Below are 20981 nucleotides of genomic sequence, written 5' to 3' on the forward strand. Positions count from 1 at the left end.
GCACGCTCCCGCCTTCGCTCTGCGGGCTACGGCGGACAAGTCGCTTTGCCTACCCTACGAAGGGATGGTGTTACGCAAACACCGCGTTGAACCGCTCCAAAAACTGCTTCTCGGCCCGTGCCGCAGTCCAGGGCGTGAGATAGTCGCGCTGGACGCCGTCGGGCAGGCCCGGATCGCGGCCGAACAGGCGCCTTGCCTCGTTTTCGCTGAAGCCGGCGAGCTCGGTTGCCTCCAGATAGGCCGCGCCGCGATCGGCGGCTTTGATGGCTTGCGTGATTTCCTCTGGCAGCACCGGCGGCAAGCCGAAGCGGATGTGGATGGCGCCGAGCAGGCGCTTTTCGACCGCCTTGTAATGGCCGTCGAGCACAGCCTTGAACGGCGAGATCATGTCGCCGATCACATATTCGGGCGCGTCATGCAGCAACGCGGCCAGCCGTATGCGTTGATCCACGCGCGGCATCTCGTGCCGCATCACCGTCTCCACCAGTAGCGTGTGCTGCGCGACCGAGAAGATATGGGCGCCAACGGTCTGCCCGTTCCAGCGCGCCACCCGCGCCAGTCCATGCGCGATGTCGGCGATCTCGACATCGAGCGGGGAGGGATCGAGCAGGTCGAGCCGCCGTCCCGACAGCATGCGCTGCCAGGCGCGGGACTGCGCATCGCGCGCGGTCTTCTTCGCCGTCATTTGACCTTGAGGCGCGGCTTGCGCTGCGTCTTGCCGCAGCTTGCATGACAATGGCAGTCGACCAGATGGTCGTTGACCATGCCGGTCGCCTGCATGAAGGCATAGACGATGGTCGGGCCGACGAACTTGAAGCCGCGCGCGGACAGCTCCTTGGAGATCTGCACCGACAGCGGCGTTGAGGCCGGTACGCTCGCGGTGGTCTTGAAATGGTTGACCTTGGGCTCTCCGTCCATGAAGTCCCAGAGGAGCTTCGAGAAGCCCGGCCCCTTCTCCATGATCTCGAGATAGGACTTTGCGCTCAGGATCGCTCCGTCGATCTTGGCCTTGTTGCGGACGATTCCGGCGTCGTTCATCAGCGCGTGCACCTTCTTGGGCGTGTAGCGCGCGATCTTCTCCGGCTGGAAATCATCGAAGGCTTTGCGGAAATTGTCGCGCTTGCGCAGGATCGTGATCCAGGAGAGGCCGGCCTGGAAGCCGTCGAGCATCAGCTTTTCGTAGAGTGCGCGGTCGTCATATTCCGGCACGCCCCATTCGGTGTCGTGATAGGCGACATAGAGTGGATCTTCGCCGGGCCAGGGGCAGCGTGTCAGGCCGTCGGGATGCAGGCGAGGGGCGCGGCTCATGCGATGGGTTGTTTCGTTGGAATGCGCACGATGTCGGGTTCGGCGAGTGTCAGCGCGAGGCCGCCCGCGGTGAGGGGCTGGCCCGCATCGAGCGCATCGGCGACTCGGTCGACGCGCACCAGCGCGATGCCTTTGCCGCCGGCGGTCGAGCCGATAGTGCCGACCGGCTTGTCGCCGGCGAGAATGGTGGCGCCAATCTCGGGCGAGGGGCCCTCGAGCAACACTTTTACGCTGCGGGTTCGCGCGGTGCCGCGATGCTGCATGCGCGAGACGACCTCCTGGCCGACGTAGCAGCCCTTGTCGAAATCAATGCCGGCAAGCCGGTCCATGTTGGTCTCGTGTGGGAACGCGTCGCTGTACATGAAGTCCAGCCCGCCGCGCGGCACGCCGAGCGCGATACGGTAGGCGTCGTATTCGCTGGCATCGACGAGCTCGGCGCCGATGAGATCGGACAGCTTCTGCTTGAGATCCTCGGGGATCAGGATGCGATAGCCGAGCTCGCTATGGCGCGGATCGGCGAAGCCGAGGTCGGGCTGAGCGGCAGGCTGGCCGTCCCACGCCGCGAGCACGCCCAGCGCATCGGAGAGGTTTTCCACCGTGACCTTGGCGCGCAGCTTGTAGAATTTCAGCTTGGTGGCGAGGCCTTCGGCCAGCGCTTTAGGGCAATCGATCAGGAACCCGCCGCCATGGCCGGCGGGCACCTCCGTGATCAGGAAATCGACGATGATCTTGCCCTGCGGCGTCAGCAGCGCACCGAATCGCCCCAGGCCCGGCTTGAGCCTGTCGACATCGGTGGTGACGAGGCCGTTGAGGAAGTTGCGCGCATCCTCGCCCGCGACCTTGACCACGCCCCGGTCGGGAAGAAACGCTGATTTCATACGAAAATCTCTTGCGACATGTTGCTGCGGAACGTAAGCCCGCAAGCCACAAACGACAAGACCTCGAGCCCTGCGCTTGGGGATGAGAGAGGCCCTTAGCCATGACCCAGCGTTTCGACGTGATCCTCAAAGGCGGCACCGTCGTCAACCAGGACGGCGAGGGCTTGCGCGACATCGGCATCACGGGCGGCCGCATCGCCGAGATCGGCGCGTTGTCGCAAGGCAGCGCCGCGGAGGTGATCGACTGCCAGGGCCTGCACATCCTGCCCGGCGTGATGGACACGCAGGTGCATTTCCGCGAGCCCGGGCTGACCCACAAGGAAGACCTTGAGACGGGTTCGCGCAGCGCCGTGATGGGCGGCGTCACCGCCGTGTTCGAGATGCCGAACACCTCTCCGTTGACGGTAACGGAAGCCGAATTCACCGACAAGGTGAAGCGGGCCCATCACCGCATGCATTGCGATTTCGCCTTCTTCATCGGCGGCACCCGCGAGAACGTACAGGACCTGCCGGTGCTTGAGCGCGCGCCCGGCTGCGCGGGCGTCAAGGTGTTCATCGGCTCCTCAACCGGCGCGCTGCTGGTGGAGGACGACGAGAGCCTCCGCGGCATCTTTCAGGTCATCCGTCGCCGCGCCGCGTTCCACGCCGAGGACGAGTATCGCCTCAACGACCGCAAGTCGTTGCGCATCGAGGGCGACGCGCGCTCGCATCCGATCTGGCGCGACGAGACCGCGGCGCTGATGGCGACGCAGCGCCTCGTCAAGCTCGCGCACGAGACCGGCAAGCGCATCCACGTGCTGCACATCTCGACCAAGGAAGAGATCGAGTTCCTGCGCGATCACAAGGACGTCGCCTCCTGCGAGGCGACGCCGCATCATCTCACGCTGGTCGCGCCGGAATGCTACGAGCGGCTCGGCACGCTGGCGCAGATGAATCCTCCGGTGCGCGGGGCAGATCACCGCGCGGGCATCTGGCGCGGCATCGAGCAGGGCATCATCGATGTGCTCGGCTCCGACCACGCCCCGCATACGCTGGAAGAGAAGCAGAAGGCTTATCCGGCATCGCCCTCCGGCATGACCGGCGTGCAGACGCTGGTGCCTATTATGCTCGATCACGTCAATGCCGGCCGGCTGTCGCTGGCGAGGTTCGTCGATCTCACCAGCGCCGGTCCCGCGCGGCTCTACAACATGGCCTGCAAGGGCCGCATCGCCGCCGGCTACGATGCCGATTTCACCATCGTCGACTTGAAGCGCAGCGAGACAATCACCAACGAGTGGGTGGCGTCCAAAGCCGGCTGGACCCCCTACGACGGGTTGCGCGTCACCGGCTGGCCCGTCGGCACCTTCATCCGCGGCCGCCGCGTGATGTGGCAAGGCGAGCTGGTGACGGCCTCGCAAGGCGAGCCGGTGCGGTTTCTGGAGACCTTGAGGGCGTAGAGAGCTCGGTCAAGCCTCTCCTTCCGCTGTCATGCCACGCGAAGGCGTGGCATCCAGTACTCCGCGGCGATACTTGGCTGATACGATTGCCGCCTCGGGAATACTGGATTGCCCGCCTTCGCGGCCAATGACAGAGTGCCCGGAAGCGCAAGTTCAATTGGGAGAGAGTAATGTCCCCGCGGACACCCCTCATCACCACCGAGCAACTCGCAGCCATCCTCGACAATCCCAAGCTTCGCCTCTACGACTGCACGACCTACAACGAGCCGGTGCCACCGGGCAGCGACCTGCCTTATCGCGCGGTGCCGGGCGACAAGACGTTTGCGGCCGGCCACATTCCGGGCGCCGATTTCCTCGATCTGCAAGGCGAGTTCTCCGACGCCTCCGCGCAACAGTTTTTCATGATGCCGGATCTGGCCCAGCTGGAGGCCGCCTTCGGCCGCCATGGACTCGACGCGAACAAAACCATCGTGCTCTACAGTATCGGCACGATGATGTGGTCGACGCGGTTCTGGTGGATGCTGCGCTCGCTCGGCGTCGATGCGCTTGTGCTCGACGGCGGTTTCGACAAATGGAAGGACGAGGGGCGGCCGGTCGTATCGGGCGCACCGAAGGGCTATCCGGCCACGACGTTCCAGGCTGCACCTCGCCCAGGCTACTTCGTCGACAAGAACATCGTGAAGGCGCGGATCGGCGATCCCGCGACGGTGATCGTCAACGCGCTCGGTCCGCAGTTTCACCGCGGTCTCGAGCCGAGCCGCTACGGCCGGCCAGGCCGCGTTCCCGGCAGCGTCAACGTTCCCGCCGCGACGCTCACCAATGCCGACAAAACGCTGACGACACTGGCCGATGCCGAGGCCAAATTCACCGCCCAAGGCGTTACGCGCGATAAGAATGTGATCCTGTATTGCGGCGGCGGCATCTCGGCGACGATCGACCTGTTCCTGCTGACCCAGCTCGGCTACGACAAGCTCACGCTCTATGACGCCTCGATGGGCGAATGGGCGAGGGATCCCGCCCTGCCGATCGAGACGGACTAAGGAAGGCGCTTCTTATCTTCTCGCCTCCAGTGGCGCCTAAGAAACTCGGGAACCTTTCCTCAGAGGCTGCATCCAATAGCCAGATCGAACGGAGATGGGTAACCGCAATGCAACCGACCGCAGCCGGCCTATCCGCCGGCGTCAGAACCGCGGAAGCAGAGCTGATCGACCGGGCGAGGGGTCGCGACGAGGCCGCCTTGCGCGAGATCATGCAGGCCAACAACCGCAGGCTCTACCGCCTCGCGCGCGGCATCCTGCGCAGCGACAGCGAGGCCGAGGATGTGGTGCAGGAGACGTATGTCCGTGCCTTCACCCACCTCGACGGTTTTCGGGGCGAGGCCGGGTTGTCGACCTGGCTGTCGCGCATCGCCATCAACGAGGCGCTCGGCCGGGTGCGCAGCCGAAAGCCCGATGTCGAGCTCGGCGCAATACCAGATGATGCCGCGCTGGATGCGCAGATCATCAAGTTTCCCGTTTCTCCCGCAGGCGATCCGGAAAGGACCATGGCCCAACGTGAAATCCAGCGCGTGGTCGAACGCGCAATTGACGAGTTGCCGGATGTCTTCCGCATGGTCTTCGTTGCCCGGGTCATGGAGGGGATGACCATCGAGGAGACCGCCGATTTGCTCGGCGTAAAGCCCGAAACCGTGAAGACGCGACTGCACCGCGCCCGCACCATGCTGCGCGAGAATGTCGAGAAGGAGATCGGGCCAGTGGTGATGAATGCGTTCCCGTTCGCGGGATGGCGATGTGAGCGCTTGACCGTATCAGTGCTGAAGCGGCTCGGCTTCAGCGGCTAAAGTTTTCGGGAACGTTTGCGCGAAATATCCATCCAATTCCTGTGAAGCAACGCGCCGGCCCAAACGTCCGGCACCACAGGAGTATCAAGCCATGTTCTTCCGACCGAGCGCGGCGATCGCCGCAGCCGTTCTGCTGTCCAGTCCTGCGCTGCTGCAAGGCGCGAGTGCAGCCGACAAGCCTACCGATCCGCAGATCGCCCATATTGCCTACACCGCGGGCGTGATCGACATCAACGCAGCGAAGCACGCGATGAAGAAGGCCAAGAACAAGGACGTCAAGGCGTTTGCTGAGGACATGGTGCGCGACCATGAGGCCGTCAACAAGCAGGCGCTCGCGCTGGTCAAGAAGCTGAACGTCACGCCTGAAGACAACGACACCAGCCGCGCGCTGTCCAAGCAGGCGAGCGACAAGCTGGCTGAGCTCGACAAGCTGAGCGGCGCCGCCTTCGACAAGGCCTATGTCCAGAACGAGGTCGCCTACCACAAGGCGGTCAACGGCGCGCTGGAGACCCAGCTCATTCCGTCCGCGAGCAATAACGAGCTGAAGAGCCTGTTGCAGACCGGCCTGAAGATCTTCCAGGGTCATCAACAGCACGCCGAGCACGTCGCGGCCGAGCTAAAATAGGAGAGTGCGATGAAGCCGGGACGCCTCGCTTCGATCGCGCTTGCGGTCATGTTCCTGTCCATGGTCGTCCCGGCGCGTGCGGCGACCATTCAAATCACGATGGATAATCTCGTGATCTCACCGGCCGAAATGTCGGCCAAAGTCGGTGACATCGTTGAGTGGATCAACAAGGACATCTTCGCACACACAGCCACCGCGACCAACGGCGATTTCGACGTCGCTCTGCCGCCGAAGAAGTCCGCGACGTTCGTGGTGAAGAAAGCGGGAACGGTCGATTACTATTGTCGCTATCATCCCAATATGAAGGCGACTCTGAAAGTCGAGCCCTGACGCCAGGAGCGCATTCCCGATCGCATCGGGAATGTCTCACGGTCATCGTCAGACTAAGCTCGTCCGCGCTCAATCGCTTCTGTGCGATAAATCCGCAGCAGACTTCGCGAGCACGTCGCAAAGTCATTCATCCGTCAACTGGCCCCGTCCGTGGCGGGGCCATTTTTGGAACAGGAGTTATTGTCTGGAGATTCCGACCGAGAACTCGCCGTTGCGAATGCGGCCAGGAAAGCCCTCGACGAACTTCGCCACCGCGTCCTCGCCATAGGTGCCGACGAGCTCGGCAAACGCCGCGAACAGGCTCGCCTGCGCCAGGCAATCGCCGTCGACGCCGTCATGGCGCGCCTCGGCCCAGGCCTCGTTGAGATAGCTCAGCGCAGCCTGCTTCTGCTCGTGATCGGGCAGCGGCGCGCGGGCGGGGGCGTAGGAAATCGGCTGGCTCATGAAACTCGGTCAGGGCTGGGGCGCGATCCACGGCGATGCGCTGTGCGAGAGGTGTAGCACGGGCGTTAACGACCGCTAGGCCACATCTTTAAGAACGGTTAACGCCTGTGAACAAAGTCGATGACAGAGTTCCATCCGGGTCATTTCCGGCCGCGCGCAGTGCGAACCGGACGGAGAGCTCAGTTCGCGTAACGCGCCGTGAGATCGCGCGAGATCTTCGAGCCTTCCTCGATATAGCGGCGGATCGCCACCGTCGCCGCGGGCGTGCAGCTCCGGTAGGTCTGCTGAAAGCCGTTATAGCCGCGGTTGAAGGCGGCGATCATGCGGGTGCGGCGCTCGCCGGAGGGGGTTTCGGCATCGATCAGCGCCTGCATCTCGCTGCGCCATTTGTTGCCCTCGTTGGACCCGCAGATGCCGCGCAGATAATGCAGCCCGCCGAGGATCTCCGCCAGCCGCTGCAAATCGCCGTCAAACGGCGCCGCCACGTCCTGAGCCCGGCCGGGCGCAGAGGCGCAAGCGAGAATCAGGGCGAAAATGGCCAGAAGTCGCATGGACATTGGCGGGGTGTATGCCTCCTCGGGGCGTTGCACGCAAGGCGGGGCGTCAGTCTCCGATCAGGCGTGCGGCGGACTGGATGACCTCCTCCAGTCCCCCGGTCAGCTTGAGCTCGCCGAGGCCGGCGATGGCATCCGGGGCGATCCAGCGGTAGTCGTCGAGCTCGTCGTTCAGAGCCGGTTCCTTGGCCACCCAGCGGGCGGCAAAGGACATGATCAGGTAATGACCGGCTCCGGCTGCCGCCGGCAGCACCTCGCGCCAGCCGGCGAGGCCAATGATGTCGATGGCAAGCCCGGTCTCCTCGTCGACTTCGCGCAGCAGGGCCTGGTGCAGCGATTCGCCGAACTCGACCCGACCCCCGGGCAGCGAATAGAACCCCTTTGCGGGCGAACGGGCGCGGCGGGTCAGAAGCACCTTGCCGTCGCGAAAAATCGCGGCACTGACCGCGATCTGGGGATGGGACAGCTGGACCGCGGAAGCCACGGTTCAGTTCGCCATGATGTTGTCGATGTCGGCTTCCGCGCCGCCATTGATGATGCCGCCGCAGGCCGCGATCAGCGGCTTGACCCATGCCGTGGCCTGCTCGGCGAGCCGAACGCGCGTCGTGTCCTTGTCGACCTCGCGCATGGCCGAGCCGACCGCGGTCAGGATCGAGGTCATGGTGTCCGTGATGTGGTCGAACTGGGCCCGCACCTTGGGATCCGCCTTCTCATAAGCCTCGATGGCGAGGTCGCGCGCCTTAAAATTCGACGCCGTGAAATGCTCGGCATAGGACAGCGGCGTCCAGGTCAGAAAATCTTCCGCGCATTCCGGCATGTCAGGGACCATTTCCAGCAGCATCACGGCTTCATTGAAATGGTTGAGATAGTCGGTGGCAAGCCCCGTCCGCGGGTTGATGTTGGCGACGCGCAGCCGCTCGGCCCAGGCGGCGGCCTCGGGGCCCGTCTGTACATGCGTCCGCGCGGGCTGGGAGGCCGTTGAGCTCATTCGCCGCAGTGTTAACGTTCGGGGTTAAAAGGACCTGAACGGACCCTATATAGACCCCCTGGGATGTGTGGACGCTTTGTCATAACTTCGGCCCCCGCGGCTTTGCGGCAATTGTTCGGCTATGTCGAGCAGCCGAATTTTCCGCCCCGGTACAACGTGGCTCCGACGCAGCCGATTCCGGTCGTATGGATCGAGAACGGCGCGCGCCATTTCCGCCTGATGCGTTGGGGGTTTTTGCCGGGCTGGGTCAAGGATCCTCGCGGGTTTACGCTCCTGATCAACGCCCGCTGCGAGACGGTGCTGGAGAAGCCCGCCTTCAGACACGCGATTCGCCGCCGGCGCGGCCTGATCCCGGCGGACGGCTATTTCGAGTGGAAGGTGGAGGGCGGCCGCAAGCAGCCCTTCTTCATCCATCGCGCCGATGGCGCGCCGCTCGGCTTTGCCGCTTTGTTCGAGACCTGGATCGGGCCGAATGGCGAGGAGCTCGACACGGTCGCCATCGTCACGGCAGCGGCCGGCGAAGATCTCGCGGGGCTGCATGACCGCGTGCCCGTCACCATCAGCCCGCGCGATTTCGAGCGCTGGCTCGATTGCCGCAGCGACGAGATCGATGCGATCCTGCCGCTGATGACCGCTCCGCGCATTGGCGAATTCGCCTGGCACCCGGTCTCCACCCGCGTCAACCGCGTCGCCAATGACGACGAGCAGTTGCTGTTGCCGATCAGCGCCGAGGAGATGGAGGCGGACGTCGTGAAGCCGAAGAAGGGAGTGCGGAAGGCGGCGGTTGGGTCGGTGGATGACGGGCAGGGGTCGTTATTCTGATCGCCGATGCCGTAGGGTGGGCGAAGCGAAGCATGCCCACCATCGTGCGCCAAGAAATCGACAGGTGGTGGGCACGGCGCGTTGCGCCTTTGCCCACTCCCTACGGCAGCGGCATATGTCGCGGCTTACACAATCTCCTTCGCCCTCAGCTCCGCGATCTCCGCCGCATCGAACCCCAGCTCGCCCAGCACAGCGTCCGTATCCGCCCCAAGCTCCGGCGCCATGCGGTCCAGCTTGCCGCCGCCATGGGCGAGCTTGAATCCGCTGCCGGCAAAGCGCAGGCGGCCATAAGGCGTGTCCAGCTCCTGGATCGCGCCGCGCGCCTTGATTTGCGGGTGGTCGATCACCTCCTCGACCTTCCAGATGCTGGCGCAGGGTGCGCCGGCATCTTCCAGGATAGTCTCCCATTCGCGCGCCGGCCGTGCCGCCAGCGCGGCCTCGATGATGGCGCGAAGCGCGCCCTCGTTCTCGTTGCGGGAGAACCAGTCGGCGAAGCGCGGATCGCTCATCGTGTCCTCGCGGCCGAGCGCAACCATGAGCGCGCGGTACTGCTTCTCGTTGTTGACGGCGAGCAGGATGTGACCATCGCCGCATTTGAACAGGTTGGCCGTGGTCCTGCGGCTCACCGCCTGGTTGCCCGAGAGCGTTTGACGATGGCTGGCAACGGACCAATCCGCGATCTGGCCCGAGAGGAACGCCAGCGTCGCCTCCAGCATGGAGACGTCGATGAGCTGGCCCTTGCCGGTGCGGTCGCGCTGATACAGTGCGCTCGACACGCCGAACGCCGCGGTCGCGCCCGACAGCACGTCGCATACCGCAAAGCCCGCGCGCGTCGGTCCGGTCTCGGGATGGCCGGTGATCGCCATGATGCCGGACAGCGCCTGCATCTTGCCGTCATAGCCGGGCCGTAGGCGGTCCGGCCCGGTCTGGCCGAAGCCTGACACCGCGCAATAGATCAGCTTCGGATTGATGGCGGATAGAGCCTCGTAGCCGATGCCGAGCTTGTCCATCACGCCGGGACGGAAATTTTCCATGACGACGTCGACCTGGCTCGCGAGCTTCTTCACGATCGCGCTCGCCTCGGGCTTTTGCAGGTCCAGCGTCAGGCTGCGTTTGTTGCCGTTGATGGCCTGGAACGCCGGCGCCAGCCCGCGCTCGGCCCATTCGCGGCTGAGCGGCGTGCGGCGCATGTCCTCGCCCTCGCGCCGCTCGACCTTGATGACGTCGGCGCCAAGTAGCGCGAGCTGATAGCTCGCATAGGGGCCGGCCAGCACTTGCGTGAAGTCCAGGATCTTCACGCCCTCGAACGGTCGCATTACGTCGCTCTCCCTTTTGTCTTCGTTTATTGGAGGATGTCAGGCGGCGCGGTTGCCGCGCGCGATCTCCTTCTGCTTGTCGAATTCGGCGCGGCGGCGCGCCAGCTCTTCCGGCGAAAGCTGCGCCACGTTGTTGTAGTCGAGCTTCCAGGAGGCATCCTCGCTCCAGCGCAGCGGCGATTGCATCGTCGTCTGCGGGCCGCTGGCGGTCTCCAGCAGCCGCAGCGCCAGCTCCAGCGTCTGCGCCTGCGAGGCGATGTCATGCGGCTTGCCGGCGGAATTGCCGAGCGGGAAATCCGAGAAGAGGAAGCGCGGCACGGCGGCGTGCTCGACGATGTCCTTGGCGCAGCCCATGATCACGGTGGCAATGCCGTTCCGCTCCAGGTGCCGCGCCACCAGCGCGGTGGTCTGGTGGCAGACCGGGCAGTTCGGCACCAGCAGCGCGACGTCAACCGCGTCCGCGAGGCAGCGCGCCAGGATCTCCGGCGCGTCGGTCTCGAGCGTGACGCGATGGCTGCGGTTGGTCGGCGCGCCGAAGAAGCGCGGGGCGACCTCGCCGATGCGGCCAGCGGCGCTGGCCTTCAGCAGCTGCGGCAGCGGAAACCAGGTGCCGCTGTCGGTCGCGCTGGTGTGCTTGCGGTCGTAGCCGATGTGCGAGATGCGCAGATCGTGCTGCTTCGACGTATCGCCGTCATAGACCTGGTAAAACTTCGCGCCGCCATTATACGCCGCGCCCGGCCCCTGGTCGCCCTTGCTCGGGTCGAACGGTGCGGCCGTGGTGATGATCGTCACGCGCGACTGCGCCAATGGTTTCTTCAGCGGCTGGAACGGTGCCTCCGTGTAATGCGCCCAGCGATACGGCGTGGTGTAGCCGATCGCCGCGTAATAGTCGCGCGTGCGCTGCATGTAGAGGACGGGAGAATCGTAGTCGGGCGCAAAGCCGAATTCGTCGTCGCGCGGAGCGGACATGGGCGCATCTCCTGGTTCTTGGTTAGGGGCCAGACTAGAGATAGATTTGGGGGCGCTCAACGGGGGCGAGCAGGACGCGGGACAGAATTGCAGGCTCGATAGAGCGAGCCGCGCTCTTCCCTCTCCCCTTGTGGGAGAGGGTGGCTCGCCGCGTCGCGGCGAGACGGATGAGGGGTATCTCTCCGCGAGTCCAACTCCCTCAGGAGTTCGGGGAAGCATACCCCTCATCCGGCGCTTCGCGCCACCTTCTCGCACAAGGGGAGAAGGGAAGAAGCCGGCCGCAAGCTCACCTGAACACGTGCAACGCCACATATTGCAGCAGCATGATCGCCTTGGCGTCGATGATGCGGCCGTCGGCGATCATCGCCAGCGCTTCGTCGATGGCAAGCTCCAGCACCTCGATGTCCTCGCCCTCGTGCGCGAGGCCGCCACCGTCGCTGACCCGCATCTCCGGCTCGTATTCGGCGACGAAGAAATGGAGCTTCTCGGTGATGGCGCCCGGGCTCATGAAGGCCTCGAACACCTTGTGGACATCGTGCAGGCGATAGCCGGTTTCCTCCTCGGCCTCGGCGCGAATGCGCACCTCGGGGGCGGCGTCATCCAGCACGCCGGCGGCGGCTTCGATCAGCAGATCGTCGTAGCCGCGAATGAACGCCGGCAGGCGGAACTGGCGCACCAGGATCACGGTGCGCCGCGCCCGATTATACGGCAGCACGGCCGCGGCGTTGTCGCGCTCATAGGTCTCCCGGTGCTGCGTCTGCCACTCGCCATTGGCGCGCCGGTACTCGAACGTGGTGTTCTTCAGCGGCGTCCAGTTGTCCGAGAGCACGCGGACGTCCTTGATGCGGACACGGTCGGAAATGGTCATGGCTCGGTCTTAGTTGCTTGGAGTCGTCTCGCGGCCGTCGAGCCACTTCTGGAACATCACCGAGGTGGATTTCGTAAAGCCCAGTGACTGGTAGAACGCATTGGCCTGCGCGTTCTCGCGCCGGACCAGGAGCTGGAGCTTGAGAATTCCGGCCGCGCGCAGCCAGTCCTCGGCCGCTGCCATGATGATGCGGCCGTAACCGCGCTTGCGGCAATCAGGATCGACCGCGACGTAATAGACCCAGCCGCGATGACCGTCATGGCCGACCATGATTGTGGCGACGATCGCGCCGCCCTCGCGGCCGACCAGCACCGTGGAATTGTCACGGCGGCGCGCCAGTGCGATGTCGGCACGCGGGTCGTTCCACGGCCGGGTCAGGCCGCAGCGCTGCCACAGCGCCACGACGGGCTCGACATCGGCGTCCTCGATGGCGTCGATCGCAAGAGCGCTCACAGCACCTTCCCCGGATTCATGATTCCCAGCGGATCGAGCATCGCCTTGATCGAGCGCATCAGCTCGATCGCGGTCTTGTCCTTCACCTCGGGCAGTTCGTCGCGCTTGAGCACGCCGATGCCGTGCTCCGCCGAGATCGAGCCGCCCATGCGCAGCACGATCTCGAACACCACCGCGTTCATCTCGTGCCAGCGGGCCAGAAAGTCTGCCGTGTTGGCGCCGACCGGCTGGCTCACGTTGTAGTGCAGATTGCCGTCGCCGAGGTGACCGAACGGCACCGGCCGCGCGCCGGGGATCAGCTTCACCACCGCGGCATCGGCCTCGGCGATGAAGGCGGGCACGGCCGCGACGGGGACGGAGATGTCGTGCTTGATCGAGCCGCCTTCCGGCTTCTGCGCCGCCGACATCTCATCGCGCAGCTTCCAGAAGCCGGCACGCTGGGTGAGATTGGCCGCGATCACGGCGTTGTCGACGATCTCCTCTTCCATGGCGCGGGTCAGGATCGTCTCCAGCGGCGTGCGGGCATCCTCGCCCGGCGAAGACAATTCCATCAGCACGTACCAGGGATGCTTTTCTGCGAGCGGATCGCGCACGTCGACGCCGTGGCGGATGGAGAAGTCGACCGCCATCTGCGACAGCAGCTCGAAGCTGGTCAGCGCATTCGCGGCCTCGCCTTGCGCGATCGTCAGCAGTTTGAGCGCCGCGGCCGGCGACTTCAGCCCGACGAAGGCGGTCTCGACCGCCCGCGGCTTCGGAAACAATTTTAAAGTCGCCGCCGTGACGATGCCGAGCGTGCCTTCCGCGCCGATGAAGAGGTTGTGCAGATTGTAGCCGGTGTTGTCCTTCTTCAGCTTCGACAGCACGTTCAGCACGCGCCCGTCGGCCAGCACCACTTCGAGCCCCAGCGCCATCTCGCGCGCGACGCCATAGGCGAGCGCGGCGGTGCCGCCGGCATTGGTCGAGAGATTGCCGCCGATGGTGCAGCTGCCTTCGGCACCTAACGAGAGCGGAAACAGCCGGTCGACCTCCGCCGCCTTCTGCTGCGCGATTTGCAGCACGACGCCGGCCTCGCAGGTCATGATGTTGGAGGCGGTGTCGACCTCGCGGATCTTGTCGAGCCGCCGCAGCGACACCACCACTTCGCCATTGTGCGGCGTCTGCCCGCCGACGAGGCCGGTATTGCCGCCCTGCGGCACCAGCGCGATCCTGTGCGCGGAGGCGAGCTTGCAGATCTCCGAGACTTCCGCCGTCGAGCCCGGACGCAGCACCAGCGGCGAGCGGCCGTGAAACAAATTGCGTTCCTCGGTGACGTAAGCCTCGATGTCGGCGGCATCGGTGATCGCGTGGCGCTCGCCGACGATCTTGCGGAATTGTTCGATCAACTCGGGCGCAAGCGGCGGGGTGGCGGATGTGTTGATGTTCATGTGGTCGTCCTTCATTCCGCTACTTATACCTTGCGCATGATCTGATCGGAAAACCGCCGCACACTTTTCGCTAACGCGTCCCTTAGAGTCCGGATCATGCGCTATCGGGCAACCGCCGCCCGGCGCAGCCGGTCGTTGATCGCTTCGCCAAGTCCCTCTTCGGGAATCGTCATCACCGCGATCGCCCGCGGCCCCTTCGCATCGAGGCTGCGAAGATAGCCGAACAGATTGGCAGCGGCTTCATCGAGATCGCCGGCGGGCGACAAGTTCATGATAGCGGCGGCGGCTTCAACGCCGGGCAGGCGCCCCGGGCCGAATGCCAGCAGCGCTTCGCCCGGTGCGACCTCGTACGCATTGAGCCGTACATGGGCGCGCGGCGCGTAATGCGAAGCCAGCATGCCTGGCGCCAGCGGCTGGCTGTCCCCGCTCTCGGTCTCCGCGGGTGGCCGCGCCAAGGGTGCGCCGAGCACGGCCTCGATACGCTCGCGCGACAGCCCGCCGGGGCGGAGCAGCATCAAGCTCTCGAAGCAGCCGACAATCGTCGACTCGACGCCGACCTCGACTGGCCCGCCGTCGACGATCAGGTCGATCCGCCCTGCAAGGTCGCTTTTGACATGGTCGGCCAGCGTCGGCGAGACATGGCCCGAGATGTTTGCGGACGGCGCCACCACCGCCCCGCCAAAGGCGTGCAGGATCGCCTGCGCCACCGGATGGGCGGGGATGCGAATCGCGACCGTATCGAGGCCGGCGGTGGCGAGCTCTGCCACCGGGCAGTTATCCGTCTTCGGCACCACCAGGGTCAGCGGCCCCGGCCAGAACGCCTCCGCAAGCTTGAGGGCGCGCGCATCGAGCCGGCCGATCCGCTTTGCGGCGGCAACGTCGGCGACATGGGCGATCAGCGGATTGAACGCAGGCCGCCCCTTGGCGGCGTAGAGATGGGCGATCGCAGCGGCATTGGCGGCATCCGCCCCGAGCCCATAGACCGTCTCGGTCGGAAACGCGACCAGCCCGCCGGCCGCGAGCGCCCGGGCCGCGGCCGCGGCGGCAGCCTCTCCGGCCGGCAAAATCAGCGTTTCAAGACGCGTTTTCACAGGGATAAAATTCCTCAACTCGGCCGCTTGCGGTGCGCCAAACCCAACGCTATAAGCCGCCTTCTTGTCGGAGTGTGGCTCAGCCCGGTAGAGCACTGCGTTCGGGACGCAGGGGTCGCAGGTTCGAATCCTGCCACTCCGACCATTCTTCCAAAAGTCGACGTATTCCTAAAGGCTTGACAGACCGGCCGCCGGCGCCTCGGGAGCGCCTTTTTGCAACGATTTTCGCGGCGGGTCCACGATGGATTTGGCCTAGCAGGGACGTCTGTCGGGGCGGCATGGCTCGCGCCGACCAACGCGCCTTACGGTCATGGCGGTTGCGGTCGACCCTGGGCAGGCCACGAAGTTGTGCAGGTCGGCGCATCTGACTGGCCCGCAGCCCTGGCACTCTGTTTGCTCAGTCAGGACCATCGGCAGTCCCCAGCGGAGGGACTGTTTCAGGGTGAGGCAAACAATGAAAGAAGTGTCCCGTTTTGGCTCCACTGGAGAGCTTCGGCTCAGCGCGCTGATTGCGGATTTGTGGTGGCGCGTTCAGCTCATGAATTCCGACATCCTCGAAGAAGAGGCCAAGGCCGGAGTGTTTGACGTGAAGGACCCGTCCTATCCGCTGCTCGCGACAAACCTTCGCGCGCGACGTGAGAATCTCGTGTCGACGATCAATGCGCTCGAGCAACGCGCGAAATCGGTCCGCGCCGCCGCGTGAGCTTCACCGCCGCGCCACAAGCATGCCGACCAAGAACGCCACCATCAGCGATGGCAGCGGCGCCTCGCGCACCATGCCGCGGACGATGTCCTGCCAGTGCTGCTCCGGGACGAGTCTTGGAGACCTGACGTCGGCGAGCGGCGCCATGCCCAATTCCGAGGCGAGGTCGGTGATCTCGCGCCTGGCAAGGCGCGAGCCGTCGCGGATGCGGAAGATGGCAGCGTCGGATCGCTCGCGCGGCGCCAGCGCCATCAGCGTCGCGATCGCGGTGCGCAACGTCATCTCGCCATAGCCTTGCAGCCTCACCGACTCCTCGGGGTCGGACGTCATGCGAAATCCCTCACGGTGCGAGGCGCGCGATGCCCGTCATGGTCTTGCTCCATGCTCAGCATGGAAATGGTGGTGCGCGAGGTTGGTTCCTTGTTCGGCGAGCGAATCGCGATAGGCCTGATTACTTGCGCAGCAGCTCGCTCAGCGCGGCCGTCGCCTCGGCGCAGCGGATGTCGTCGATTTCGCGCGACAGGCTGAGCGCGCTCGATCTCAGTTCTTCGATCTTCCAGCCCTCGGGATGCTGGCCTTCGAGCTGGCCAAGCCGCTTGTTCAGGTCATCCAGTCTCGATTGGAGTTGCCCGATGCTGGCGGCCCCATTCACTTTCCAAACGCGCTGTGCACGCATCGTAGTTCCCCTGCTAGTCTCACGGCGTTGTGAGAGCGGTTCGTGGCCGTAATGGGAGTTTCTTTTGGCCGGCTTCAGACCGTGGGGAACCGTTGCAAATTCGCAACGATCGCAGCTGGCAAGGGTCGCCCGCACTCACTTGCAGCGTAGCTCCTCATAGCCCGATGGAACGCAGCGTAACCCGGGGTCTGCTTGCGCGCACACTCCCGGTTTGCGCTTCCGCTCCAGCCGCGCCTGTGTCGCCCGTCTGTCAATTCCCTCGCGCAAAAATATTCCACTTTACCGAAATTCGGAAATAACGTATGTATCGCCCATCCCGGCTCATCCGAGAGGGGCGATCATGTGTCGTGATGATCGCGGAGCCGGGCTTGCGGTGGACGCGGCAGCGTCGGGCGCGAAAGGCCAAGGGCAGGGCGGATTGCTCTCCGTGAACCCTTAAGCTTCGCGCAGGACGGACGGCGCTGTCAGGTTCGTCGCGCCAGCATGTCGATGGCAAGGTGCACAACGCCGTCGAACCCTGTGGCGCAGGCGAGCCGCGCGTACGGCAAAACCGTGTGGTCCTGGCCGTCGTTGCTACGGTCAAGCTCTTGCGGATGCGGCATTGGCGTCAACCGGCGCGGTGTCCGTGACTTCTACGAGGGCGAGGGAGGCCAGAACGAACTCGGCTCCCAGGAGAGCGCGGCATAAGCCGTCAAACCACTGCGCAGGGAAGGCCGTGTGTTGCGCTTCACCTGTATGCCGCTGTGCAGTTTTCTGCGTGTGCCTTTCGCACAGCGGACCGTGGGTGCCAGCCGGCATCCGGCCTTCCCTGCGCCCTCCCGGCTTTGAGGGTGGAGCGACGAAGCAAAGCTCGGGCGAAACGCGCCGCGAGAATGCGAAGGCGTGTCTGCGAGTAAACTGCGAGTTTGAAAACGACGTCGGTTCACCTTGCTCCGTCATTGCGAGCGCAGCGAAGCAATCCAGAGTCTTTCCGCGGCGGGATTCTGGATTGCTTCGCTGCGCTCGCAATGACGTGTGGAGAGATCATGCCTCACTCTCCTCTCGTGCCCCGGACGCAGCGCAGCGCCCTTTAGCGATGCGCTGCAGAGCCGGGGCCCATCTTTCCGCATTTTGCCGTGTCGCTTTCTGGGTGCCTGCTCTGCGCCGCAACGCTTGCGCGTTGCAGCTTGTCCGGGACGCGATCTCCTAAGTTTCCGCTATCCATCAGCCAACCTTTATCCATTCCCATTCACAACCAAGTGTCTTTATTCGGAAACAATCATTCCCTATTATCCCGCAATGCAAAAGGCTGCCCGCCGATCTCAGCCCACCCGTCCGCCCGGCCGTCCCCGGGAGTTCGACATGAATACCGCGCTCGACAGGGCCGTGCGCGTGTTTCGCGAGCGCGGTTATCATGCGACCTCGATCGGCGATCTCACCGCGGCGATGCGGCTGGCTACGGGGAGCGTCTACAAGGCGTTTCGCGACAAGCATGCCGTGTTTCTCGCCGCCTTCGAACGCTACACCACGCTGCGCCAGGAGCAGACGCGCAGCGCAGCGGCGTGCGGTGCAAACGGCCGCGAGCAAATCCGCAACGTGCTCTTGTCCTATGTCGAGCATTCCCAGGGCACCGAGGGGCAGCGCGGCTGCCTGGTCGTCGGCAGCGCGGTCGAACTGTCCGCGCTCGATCCCGTGGTCAGCGCCCGCGTCAATGCGCAGCTCAAAACGAACGAAAGCTTCATCGCCGGCCTCATTCGCCAGGGGCAGGCCGATGGGTCGATTCCCCGTCACGTCGATGCCAACGACACCGCGCGGCTGATGATCTGCATCACGCAAGGCATGCGCGTCGCCGGCAAGGCACGCCTGCCGCTCGACGGGACGCGCCTCGTCGCCGTCGCGATGAAACTGCTCGCCTGAATTTTTTGTCATAATAGGGAATAGTCATTCCCTATTCCTGGAGTCTAACGAATGACGATGAATGCCACGATCGAGACCGCGCCCGGACCGGATGCGGTGTCGCAGCGCCTGACCTTCGTGCTTGCCGCGGCCTGTGGCATGGTCGCCGCCAACATCTATTACGCCCAGCCGCTGATCGCGCCGATCAGCGCCGCGCTCGGCCTGTCGCATGCAGCTAGCGGGCTGATCGTCACCATGACGCAGATCGGCTACGGCATCGGGCTTCTCTTCATCGTACCGCTCGGCGACCTCGTCGAGAACCGCACGCTGATCTGCTCGGTCATCGCGCTTGGGGCGGCGGCCCTGCTCGCCGCGGCGTTCGCCACCCACGCGCTGCCGTTCCTGATCGCCGCGCTGTTCATCGGGCTCGGCTCGGTCGCGGTGCAGATCATCATTCCCTATGCCGCGCATCTGGCGCCCGAGGCCATCCGCGGCCGCGTCGTCGGCAATGTCTCGACCGGCCTGATGCTCGGCATCATGCTGGCGCGCCCGGTGTCGAGCTTCGTCACGGCGGCGCTGTCGTGGCACGCAGTGTTCTTCGGCTCGGCCGGGCTGATGATCGTGCTCGCAGCCGTGCTCTGGTTGACGCTGCCGCAGCGCAAGCCGGTGGCGCGCATGCACTATGGCGCGCTGCTGCTGTCGATGCCGCAGCTGGTGCGCACCACGCCGCTGCTGCGCCGCCGTGCGCTCTACCAGGCGAGTCTGTTCGGCTGCTTCACGCTGTTCTGGACGGTAGCGCCGCTCCAGCTCGCGAGCGCATTCGGCTTCACCCAGCGCGGCATCGCGCTGTTCGCGCTCGCAGGCGTTGCCGGCGTGTTCGCGGCCCCGATCGCAGGACGGCTCGCCGACCGCGGCCATAGCCGCCTCGCGACGCTGGTGGCGATGCTGCTCGCAGCCGCCGGATTCCTGATCACGCAGATCGGCGCGGCCGGATCGGTGCTGAACCTCGCCTGCCTGGTGGTGGCCGCGATCGCCATCGATATCGGCGTGCAGGGCAATGTCGTGCTCGGCTTCCGTGCCATTTTCGTGCTCGGGCACGAGCACCGCAGCCGCCTTAACGGGCTCTATATGGCGACGTTCTTCGCCGCAGGTGCTGCCGGCTCCGCGCTCGGCGCCTTCGCCTTCGCACAGGGCGGCTGGACCCTGGCATCGGCCATTGGCCTTGCCCTGCCCGTCGCTGGCCTGCTCTATGCGGCGACCGAATAGCCGCCGGCATGGCCGCAATTATGCGTTGCGGCCCATTTACCAACCCCGCGAGGCCGCAATTTCCGCCTCGCGGTCCGCTCGCCGCTGTAGTACTTTGGTCGCAAGCGGACCTGGTTAACAGGCGGCAGGGGGAGGCTGATGAGGCATACGGGACTGTTTGGCGTACCGCGGGTACGGCCATGGTCGTGGCAGGCGTTTCTGCTGGGGCTTGTCGTCGTGGCGATGTCGGCGGTGCTTCAGGGAATCTGTGTCGCGCTCGGCGCAAAACTCTATTTCGCTGCATTCCTGCCCGGCCTTTTCCTGCTCGGGCTTGTCGCGGGCGTGCCGGCGGCGGCGCTCGCCGCGCTGCTGACCATTCCGCTGGTATGGTGGGCGTTCATGCCGCCCTTTTTCGAGTTCAATTCGCTGACCAGCGCGAATGCCGATTCTATCAACCTGTTCTGCCTGCTGGCCGTGCTGGTGATCGGCCTCGCCGATCTCTGCCGCGAGACGATGGCGATCGTCAGCCGCGGCGGGCTGAAGCGCCCGGGCGAGAGCACGGCAACGAATCCGCAATAGATCGACTGTGCACGCGCGTTGCGCGCGCGCAACAGTTCGGCAACCATCCGCGAGCTTGCCGCGCGCCGCTAACTTTTCGAAAAAGATTTGGCCGCAATTTCTCCCGCGGGAATGACGAGGGAGTTTTCGGACATGAACGGCCAAATAACCGGTCACGCCATCTTGGAGAACGTGCGCCGCTACCGCGGCATCGCATCGCTCTACCGCCAGACCGCTGCATTCCGCCCGGGCCAGAGCTGGTCGTTGCTGGAGCAGGCGAGGGAGTGGGAAGCGCGGGCGCTACTGGAGCTGGAAGCCTATTTCGCGGCGCGCGCAGACTACGCCGTCCCGCTCGCGGCCTGATCGTCAACCATCGGCACGGCCCCGATCCAGCTTGCCGAAGGTGCGATCGTCGGATCGTGCACGGGACATCACGGTGCAATTACGGAGTTGTCTCGGCAAGCGCCTGTGCTAAAGCGGGATGGGGTTTGGTTGAATCGATTTGGGATTCCCAAATCAGTTCGTTTCTGATTCACCATGCTGGCTGGGCGGGAGGCCAGCATGGATGGGCAAGCCTT

26 protein-coding genes and 1 tRNA gene are annotated in these 20981 nt (G+C 64.9%); 12 read left to right on the forward strand and 15 right to left on the reverse strand.

Going from position 1 to position 20981, the window contains the following annotated elements; translation table 11 throughout:
• Window positions 1-70 precede the first annotated feature (70 nt).
• From IVA92_RS00590 to IVA92_RS00600, 3 genes are read right to left on the reverse strand one after another with little or no spacing between them, the layout of a single operon-like run.
• On the reverse strand, window positions 71-685 hold the full coding sequence (locus IVA92_RS00590; protein WP_247280310.1) for an HD family hydrolase: 615 nt from the start codon (window positions 683-685) through the stop codon (window positions 71-73).
• Window positions 682-1308 carry a DNA-3-methyladenine glycosylase I gene (locus tag IVA92_RS00595; protein WP_247280311.1) on the reverse strand — a complete coding sequence of 209 codons (627 nt, stop codon included), beginning with the start codon at window positions 1306-1308 and terminating at the stop codon, window positions 682-684. Before IVA92_RS00595 ends, IVA92_RS00590 begins: the two co-directional genes overlap by 4 nt.
• The gene (locus IVA92_RS00600; protein ID WP_247280312.1) at window positions 1305-2186 is read right to left on the reverse strand and encodes a folate-binding protein; all 882 of its coding nucleotides are present in this window, start codon (window positions 2184-2186) and stop codon (window positions 1305-1307) included. Before IVA92_RS00600 ends, IVA92_RS00595 begins: the two co-directional genes overlap by 4 nt.
• Window positions 2187-2287: 101 nt before the next feature.
• Here IVA92_RS00600 and IVA92_RS00605 point away from each other — a divergent pair, with 101 nt between their 5' ends.
• The 5 genes from IVA92_RS00605 to IVA92_RS00625 all read left to right on the forward strand — a co-directional run bounded on the left by IVA92_RS00605 (window position 2288) and on the right by IVA92_RS00625 (window position 6417).
• On the forward strand, window positions 2288-3622 hold the full coding sequence (locus IVA92_RS00605) for a dihydroorotase (RefSeq protein ID WP_247280313.1): 1335 nt from the start codon (window positions 2288-2290) through the stop codon (window positions 3620-3622).
• A gap of 170 nt (window positions 3623-3792) precedes the next feature.
• Window positions 3793-4662, forward strand: a complete 870-nt coding sequence (locus IVA92_RS00610) for a sulfurtransferase (protein WP_247280314.1) — start codon at window positions 3793-3795, stop codon at window positions 4660-4662.
• Between the two features lie 107 nt (window positions 4663-4769).
• On the forward strand, window positions 4770-5462 hold the full coding sequence (locus tag IVA92_RS00615; protein WP_247280315.1) for an RNA polymerase sigma factor: 693 nt from the start codon (window positions 4770-4772) through the stop codon (window positions 5460-5462).
• Between the two features lie 91 nt (window positions 5463-5553).
• Window positions 5554-6087, forward strand: coding sequence for a DUF4142 domain-containing protein (locus tag IVA92_RS00620; RefSeq protein WP_247280316.1), 534 nt, complete (start codon window positions 5554-5556; stop codon window positions 6085-6087).
• Between the two features lie 9 nt (window positions 6088-6096).
• A complete protein-coding gene (locus tag IVA92_RS00625) occupies window positions 6097-6417 on the forward strand; it encodes a cupredoxin family copper-binding protein (protein WP_247280317.1) in 321 nt (106 codons plus the stop codon).
• A 177-nt stretch (window positions 6418-6594) separates the two neighbouring features.
• Here IVA92_RS00625 and IVA92_RS00630 read toward each other — a convergent pair whose 3' ends face one another.
• From IVA92_RS00630 to IVA92_RS00645, 4 genes are all read right to left on the reverse strand, one after another.
• Window positions 6595-6861, reverse strand: coding sequence for a hypothetical protein (locus IVA92_RS00630; RefSeq protein WP_024341552.1), 267 nt, complete (start codon window positions 6859-6861; stop codon window positions 6595-6597).
• A 179-nt stretch (window positions 6862-7040) separates the two neighbouring features.
• Window positions 7041-7418: a TIGR02301 family protein gene (locus IVA92_RS00635; RefSeq protein WP_247280318.1), complete on the reverse strand. Its 378-nt coding sequence runs from the start codon at window positions 7416-7418 to the stop codon at window positions 7041-7043.
• Window positions 7419-7464: 46 nt separating this feature from the next.
• Window positions 7465-7899, reverse strand: coding sequence for an NUDIX hydrolase (locus IVA92_RS00640; RefSeq protein ID WP_247280319.1), 435 nt, complete (start codon window positions 7897-7899; stop codon window positions 7465-7467).
• Window positions 7900-7902: 3 nt separating this feature from the next.
• A complete protein-coding gene (locus tag IVA92_RS00645) occupies window positions 7903-8403 on the reverse strand; it encodes a hypothetical protein (RefSeq protein ID WP_247280320.1) in 501 nt (166 codons plus the stop codon).
• A gap of 63 nt (window positions 8404-8466) precedes the next feature.
• On the opposite strand from IVA92_RS00645, the gene IVA92_RS00650 reads away from it, so the two are divergent.
• Complete coding sequence (locus IVA92_RS00650) at window positions 8467-9225, forward strand: SOS response-associated peptidase (RefSeq protein ID WP_247280321.1); 759 nt, start codon at window positions 8467-8469, stop codon at window positions 9223-9225.
• Window positions 9226-9350: 125 nt separating this feature from the next.
• Here the strand turns inward: IVA92_RS00650 and IVA92_RS00655 are convergent, their stop codons facing one another.
• The 6 genes from IVA92_RS00655 to IVA92_RS00680 all read right to left on the reverse strand — a co-directional run bounded on the left by IVA92_RS00655 (window position 9351) and on the right by IVA92_RS00680 (window position 15346).
• A complete protein-coding gene (locus tag IVA92_RS00655; protein ID WP_247280322.1) occupies window positions 9351-10541 on the reverse strand; it encodes a CoA transferase in 1191 nt (396 codons plus the stop codon).
• Window positions 10542-10580: 39 nt separating this feature from the next.
• Window positions 10581-11510 (reverse strand): glycine reductase, encoded by a 930-nt coding sequence (locus tag IVA92_RS00660; protein WP_247280323.1) that lies wholly within the window; start codon window positions 11508-11510, stop codon window positions 10581-10583.
• Between the two features lie 286 nt (window positions 11511-11796).
• Window positions 11797-12378, reverse strand: coding sequence for an NUDIX domain-containing protein (locus tag IVA92_RS00665; protein ID WP_247280324.1), 582 nt, complete (start codon window positions 12376-12378; stop codon window positions 11797-11799).
• 9 nt (window positions 12379-12387) lie between these two features.
• A complete protein-coding gene (locus tag IVA92_RS00670) occupies window positions 12388-12831 on the reverse strand; it encodes a GNAT family acetyltransferase (protein WP_247280325.1) in 444 nt (147 codons plus the stop codon).
• Complete coding sequence (locus IVA92_RS00675) at window positions 12828-14255, reverse strand: FAD-binding oxidoreductase (RefSeq protein WP_247280326.1); 1428 nt, start codon at window positions 14253-14255, stop codon at window positions 12828-12830. The genes IVA92_RS00670 and IVA92_RS00675 overlap by 4 nt, the downstream gene beginning before the upstream one ends.
• A gap of 101 nt (window positions 14256-14356) precedes the next feature.
• The gene (locus IVA92_RS00680) at window positions 14357-15346 is read right to left on the reverse strand and encodes an L-threonylcarbamoyladenylate synthase (protein WP_247280327.1); all 990 of its coding nucleotides are present in this window, start codon (window positions 15344-15346) and stop codon (window positions 14357-14359) included.
• Window positions 15347-15414: 68 nt separating this feature from the next.
• On the opposite strand from IVA92_RS00680, the gene IVA92_RS00685 reads away from it, so the two are divergent.
• Window positions 15415-15491, forward strand: a tRNA-Pro gene (locus IVA92_RS00685).
• A gap of 309 nt (window positions 15492-15800) precedes the next feature.
• Window positions 15801-16049 (forward strand): hypothetical protein, encoded by a 249-nt coding sequence (locus tag IVA92_RS00690; RefSeq protein WP_247280328.1) that lies wholly within the window; start codon window positions 15801-15803, stop codon window positions 16047-16049.
• 3 nt (window positions 16050-16052) lie between these two features.
• Here IVA92_RS00690 and IVA92_RS00695 read toward each other — a convergent pair whose 3' ends face one another.
• Together IVA92_RS00695 and IVA92_RS00700 are read right to left on the reverse strand one after the other, a co-directional pair.
• Window positions 16053-16379 carry a hypothetical protein gene (locus IVA92_RS00695; RefSeq protein WP_247280329.1) on the reverse strand — a complete coding sequence of 109 codons (327 nt, stop codon included), beginning with the start codon at window positions 16377-16379 and terminating at the stop codon, window positions 16053-16055.
• A 121-nt stretch (window positions 16380-16500) separates the two neighbouring features.
• On the reverse strand, window positions 16501-16725 hold the full coding sequence (locus IVA92_RS00700) for a hypothetical protein (RefSeq protein WP_247280330.1): 225 nt from the start codon (window positions 16723-16725) through the stop codon (window positions 16501-16503).
• A 1278-nt stretch (window positions 16726-18003) separates the two neighbouring features.
• On the opposite strand from IVA92_RS00700, the gene IVA92_RS00705 reads away from it, so the two are divergent.
• The 4 genes from IVA92_RS00705 (at window position 18004) to IVA92_RS00720 (ending at window position 20766) form a co-directional block, all read left to right on the forward strand.
• Window positions 18004-18621, forward strand: a complete 618-nt coding sequence (locus IVA92_RS00705) for a TetR/AcrR family transcriptional regulator (protein ID WP_346015485.1) — start codon at window positions 18004-18006, stop codon at window positions 18619-18621.
• Between the two features lie 51 nt (window positions 18622-18672).
• Window positions 18673-19866, forward strand: coding sequence for an MFS transporter (locus tag IVA92_RS00710; protein WP_247280332.1), 1194 nt, complete (start codon window positions 18673-18675; stop codon window positions 19864-19866).
• Window positions 19867-20004: 138 nt separating this feature from the next.
• Window positions 20005-20424 carry a DUF4118 domain-containing protein gene (locus IVA92_RS00715; protein WP_247280333.1) on the forward strand — a complete coding sequence of 140 codons (420 nt, stop codon included), beginning with the start codon at window positions 20005-20007 and terminating at the stop codon, window positions 20422-20424.
• Window positions 20425-20556: 132 nt separating this feature from the next.
• Window positions 20557-20766 (forward strand): hypothetical protein, encoded by a 210-nt coding sequence (locus tag IVA92_RS00720; protein WP_247280334.1) that lies wholly within the window; start codon window positions 20557-20559, stop codon window positions 20764-20766.
• The last annotated feature ends 215 nt before the right edge of the window (window positions 20767-20981 follow it).

It is taken from the genome of Bradyrhizobium sp. 154, from assembly GCF_023073875.1.
Classification (GTDB): domain Bacteria; phylum Pseudomonadota; class Alphaproteobacteria; order Rhizobiales; family Xanthobacteraceae; genus Bradyrhizobium.

Excerpts from the sequence above, each read along its gene's own strand:
- IVA92_RS00590 (WP_247280310.1), bottom strand. The coding sequence starts at position 685 with ATGACGGCGAAGAAGACCGCGCGCGATGCGCAGTCCCGCGCCTGGCAG.
- IVA92_RS00595 (WP_247280311.1), bottom strand. The coding sequence starts at position 1,308 with ATGAGCCGCGCCCCTCGCCTGCATCCCGACGGCCTGACACGCTGCCCC.
- IVA92_RS00600 (WP_247280312.1), bottom strand. The coding sequence starts at position 2,186 with ATGAAATCAGCGTTTCTTCCCGACCGGGGCGTGGTCAAGGTCGCGGGC.
- IVA92_RS00605 (WP_247280313.1), top strand. The coding sequence starts at position 2,288 with ATGACCCAGCGTTTCGACGTGATCCTCAAAGGCGGCACCGTCGTCAAC.
- IVA92_RS00610 (WP_247280314.1), top strand. The coding sequence starts at position 3,793 with ATGTCCCCGCGGACACCCCTCATCACCACCGAGCAACTCGCAGCCATC.
- IVA92_RS00615 (WP_247280315.1), top strand. The coding sequence starts at position 4,770 with ATGCAACCGACCGCAGCCGGCCTATCCGCCGGCGTCAGAACCGCGGAA.
- IVA92_RS00620 (WP_247280316.1), top strand. The coding sequence starts at position 5,554 with ATGTTCTTCCGACCGAGCGCGGCGATCGCCGCAGCCGTTCTGCTGTCC.
- IVA92_RS00625 (WP_247280317.1), top strand. The coding sequence starts at position 6,097 with ATGAAGCCGGGACGCCTCGCTTCGATCGCGCTTGCGGTCATGTTCCTG.
- IVA92_RS00630 (WP_024341552.1), bottom strand. The coding sequence starts at position 6,861 with ATGAGCCAGCCGATTTCCTACGCCCCCGCCCGCGCGCCGCTGCCCGAT.
- IVA92_RS00635 (WP_247280318.1), bottom strand. The coding sequence starts at position 7,418 with ATGTCCATGCGACTTCTGGCCATTTTCGCCCTGATTCTCGCTTGCGCC.
- IVA92_RS00645 (WP_247280320.1), bottom strand. The coding sequence starts at position 8,403 with ATGAGCTCAACGGCCTCCCAGCCCGCGCGGACGCATGTACAGACGGGC.
- IVA92_RS00650 (WP_247280321.1), top strand. The coding sequence starts at position 8,467 with ATGTGTGGACGCTTTGTCATAACTTCGGCCCCCGCGGCTTTGCGGCAA.
- IVA92_RS00655 (WP_247280322.1), bottom strand. The coding sequence starts at position 10,541 with ATGCGACCGTTCGAGGGCGTGAAGATCCTGGACTTCACGCAAGTGCTG.
- IVA92_RS00660 (WP_247280323.1), bottom strand. The coding sequence starts at position 11,510 with ATGTCCGCTCCGCGCGACGACGAATTCGGCTTTGCGCCCGACTACGAT.
- IVA92_RS00665 (WP_247280324.1), bottom strand. The coding sequence starts at position 12,378 with ATGACCATTTCCGACCGTGTCCGCATCAAGGACGTCCGCGTGCTCTCG.
- IVA92_RS00675 (WP_247280326.1), bottom strand. The coding sequence starts at position 14,255 with ATGAACATCAACACATCCGCCACCCCGCCGCTTGCGCCCGAGTTGATC.
- IVA92_RS00690 (WP_247280328.1), top strand. The coding sequence starts at position 15,801 with ATGAAAGAAGTGTCCCGTTTTGGCTCCACTGGAGAGCTTCGGCTCAGC.
- IVA92_RS00695 (WP_247280329.1), bottom strand. The coding sequence starts at position 16,379 with ATGACGTCCGACCCCGAGGAGTCGGTGAGGCTGCAAGGCTATGGCGAG.
- IVA92_RS00700 (WP_247280330.1), bottom strand. The coding sequence starts at position 16,725 with ATGCGTGCACAGCGCGTTTGGAAAGTGAATGGGGCCGCCAGCATCGGG.
- IVA92_RS00705 (WP_346015485.1), top strand. The coding sequence starts at position 18,004 with ATGCAAAAGGCTGCCCGCCGATCTCAGCCCACCCGTCCGCCCGGCCGT.
- IVA92_RS00710 (WP_247280332.1), top strand. The coding sequence starts at position 18,673 with ATGACGATGAATGCCACGATCGAGACCGCGCCCGGACCGGATGCGGTG.
- IVA92_RS00715 (WP_247280333.1), top strand. The coding sequence starts at position 20,005 with ATGAGGCATACGGGACTGTTTGGCGTACCGCGGGTACGGCCATGGTCG.
- IVA92_RS00720 (WP_247280334.1), top strand. The coding sequence starts at position 20,557 with ATGAACGGCCAAATAACCGGTCACGCCATCTTGGAGAACGTGCGCCGC.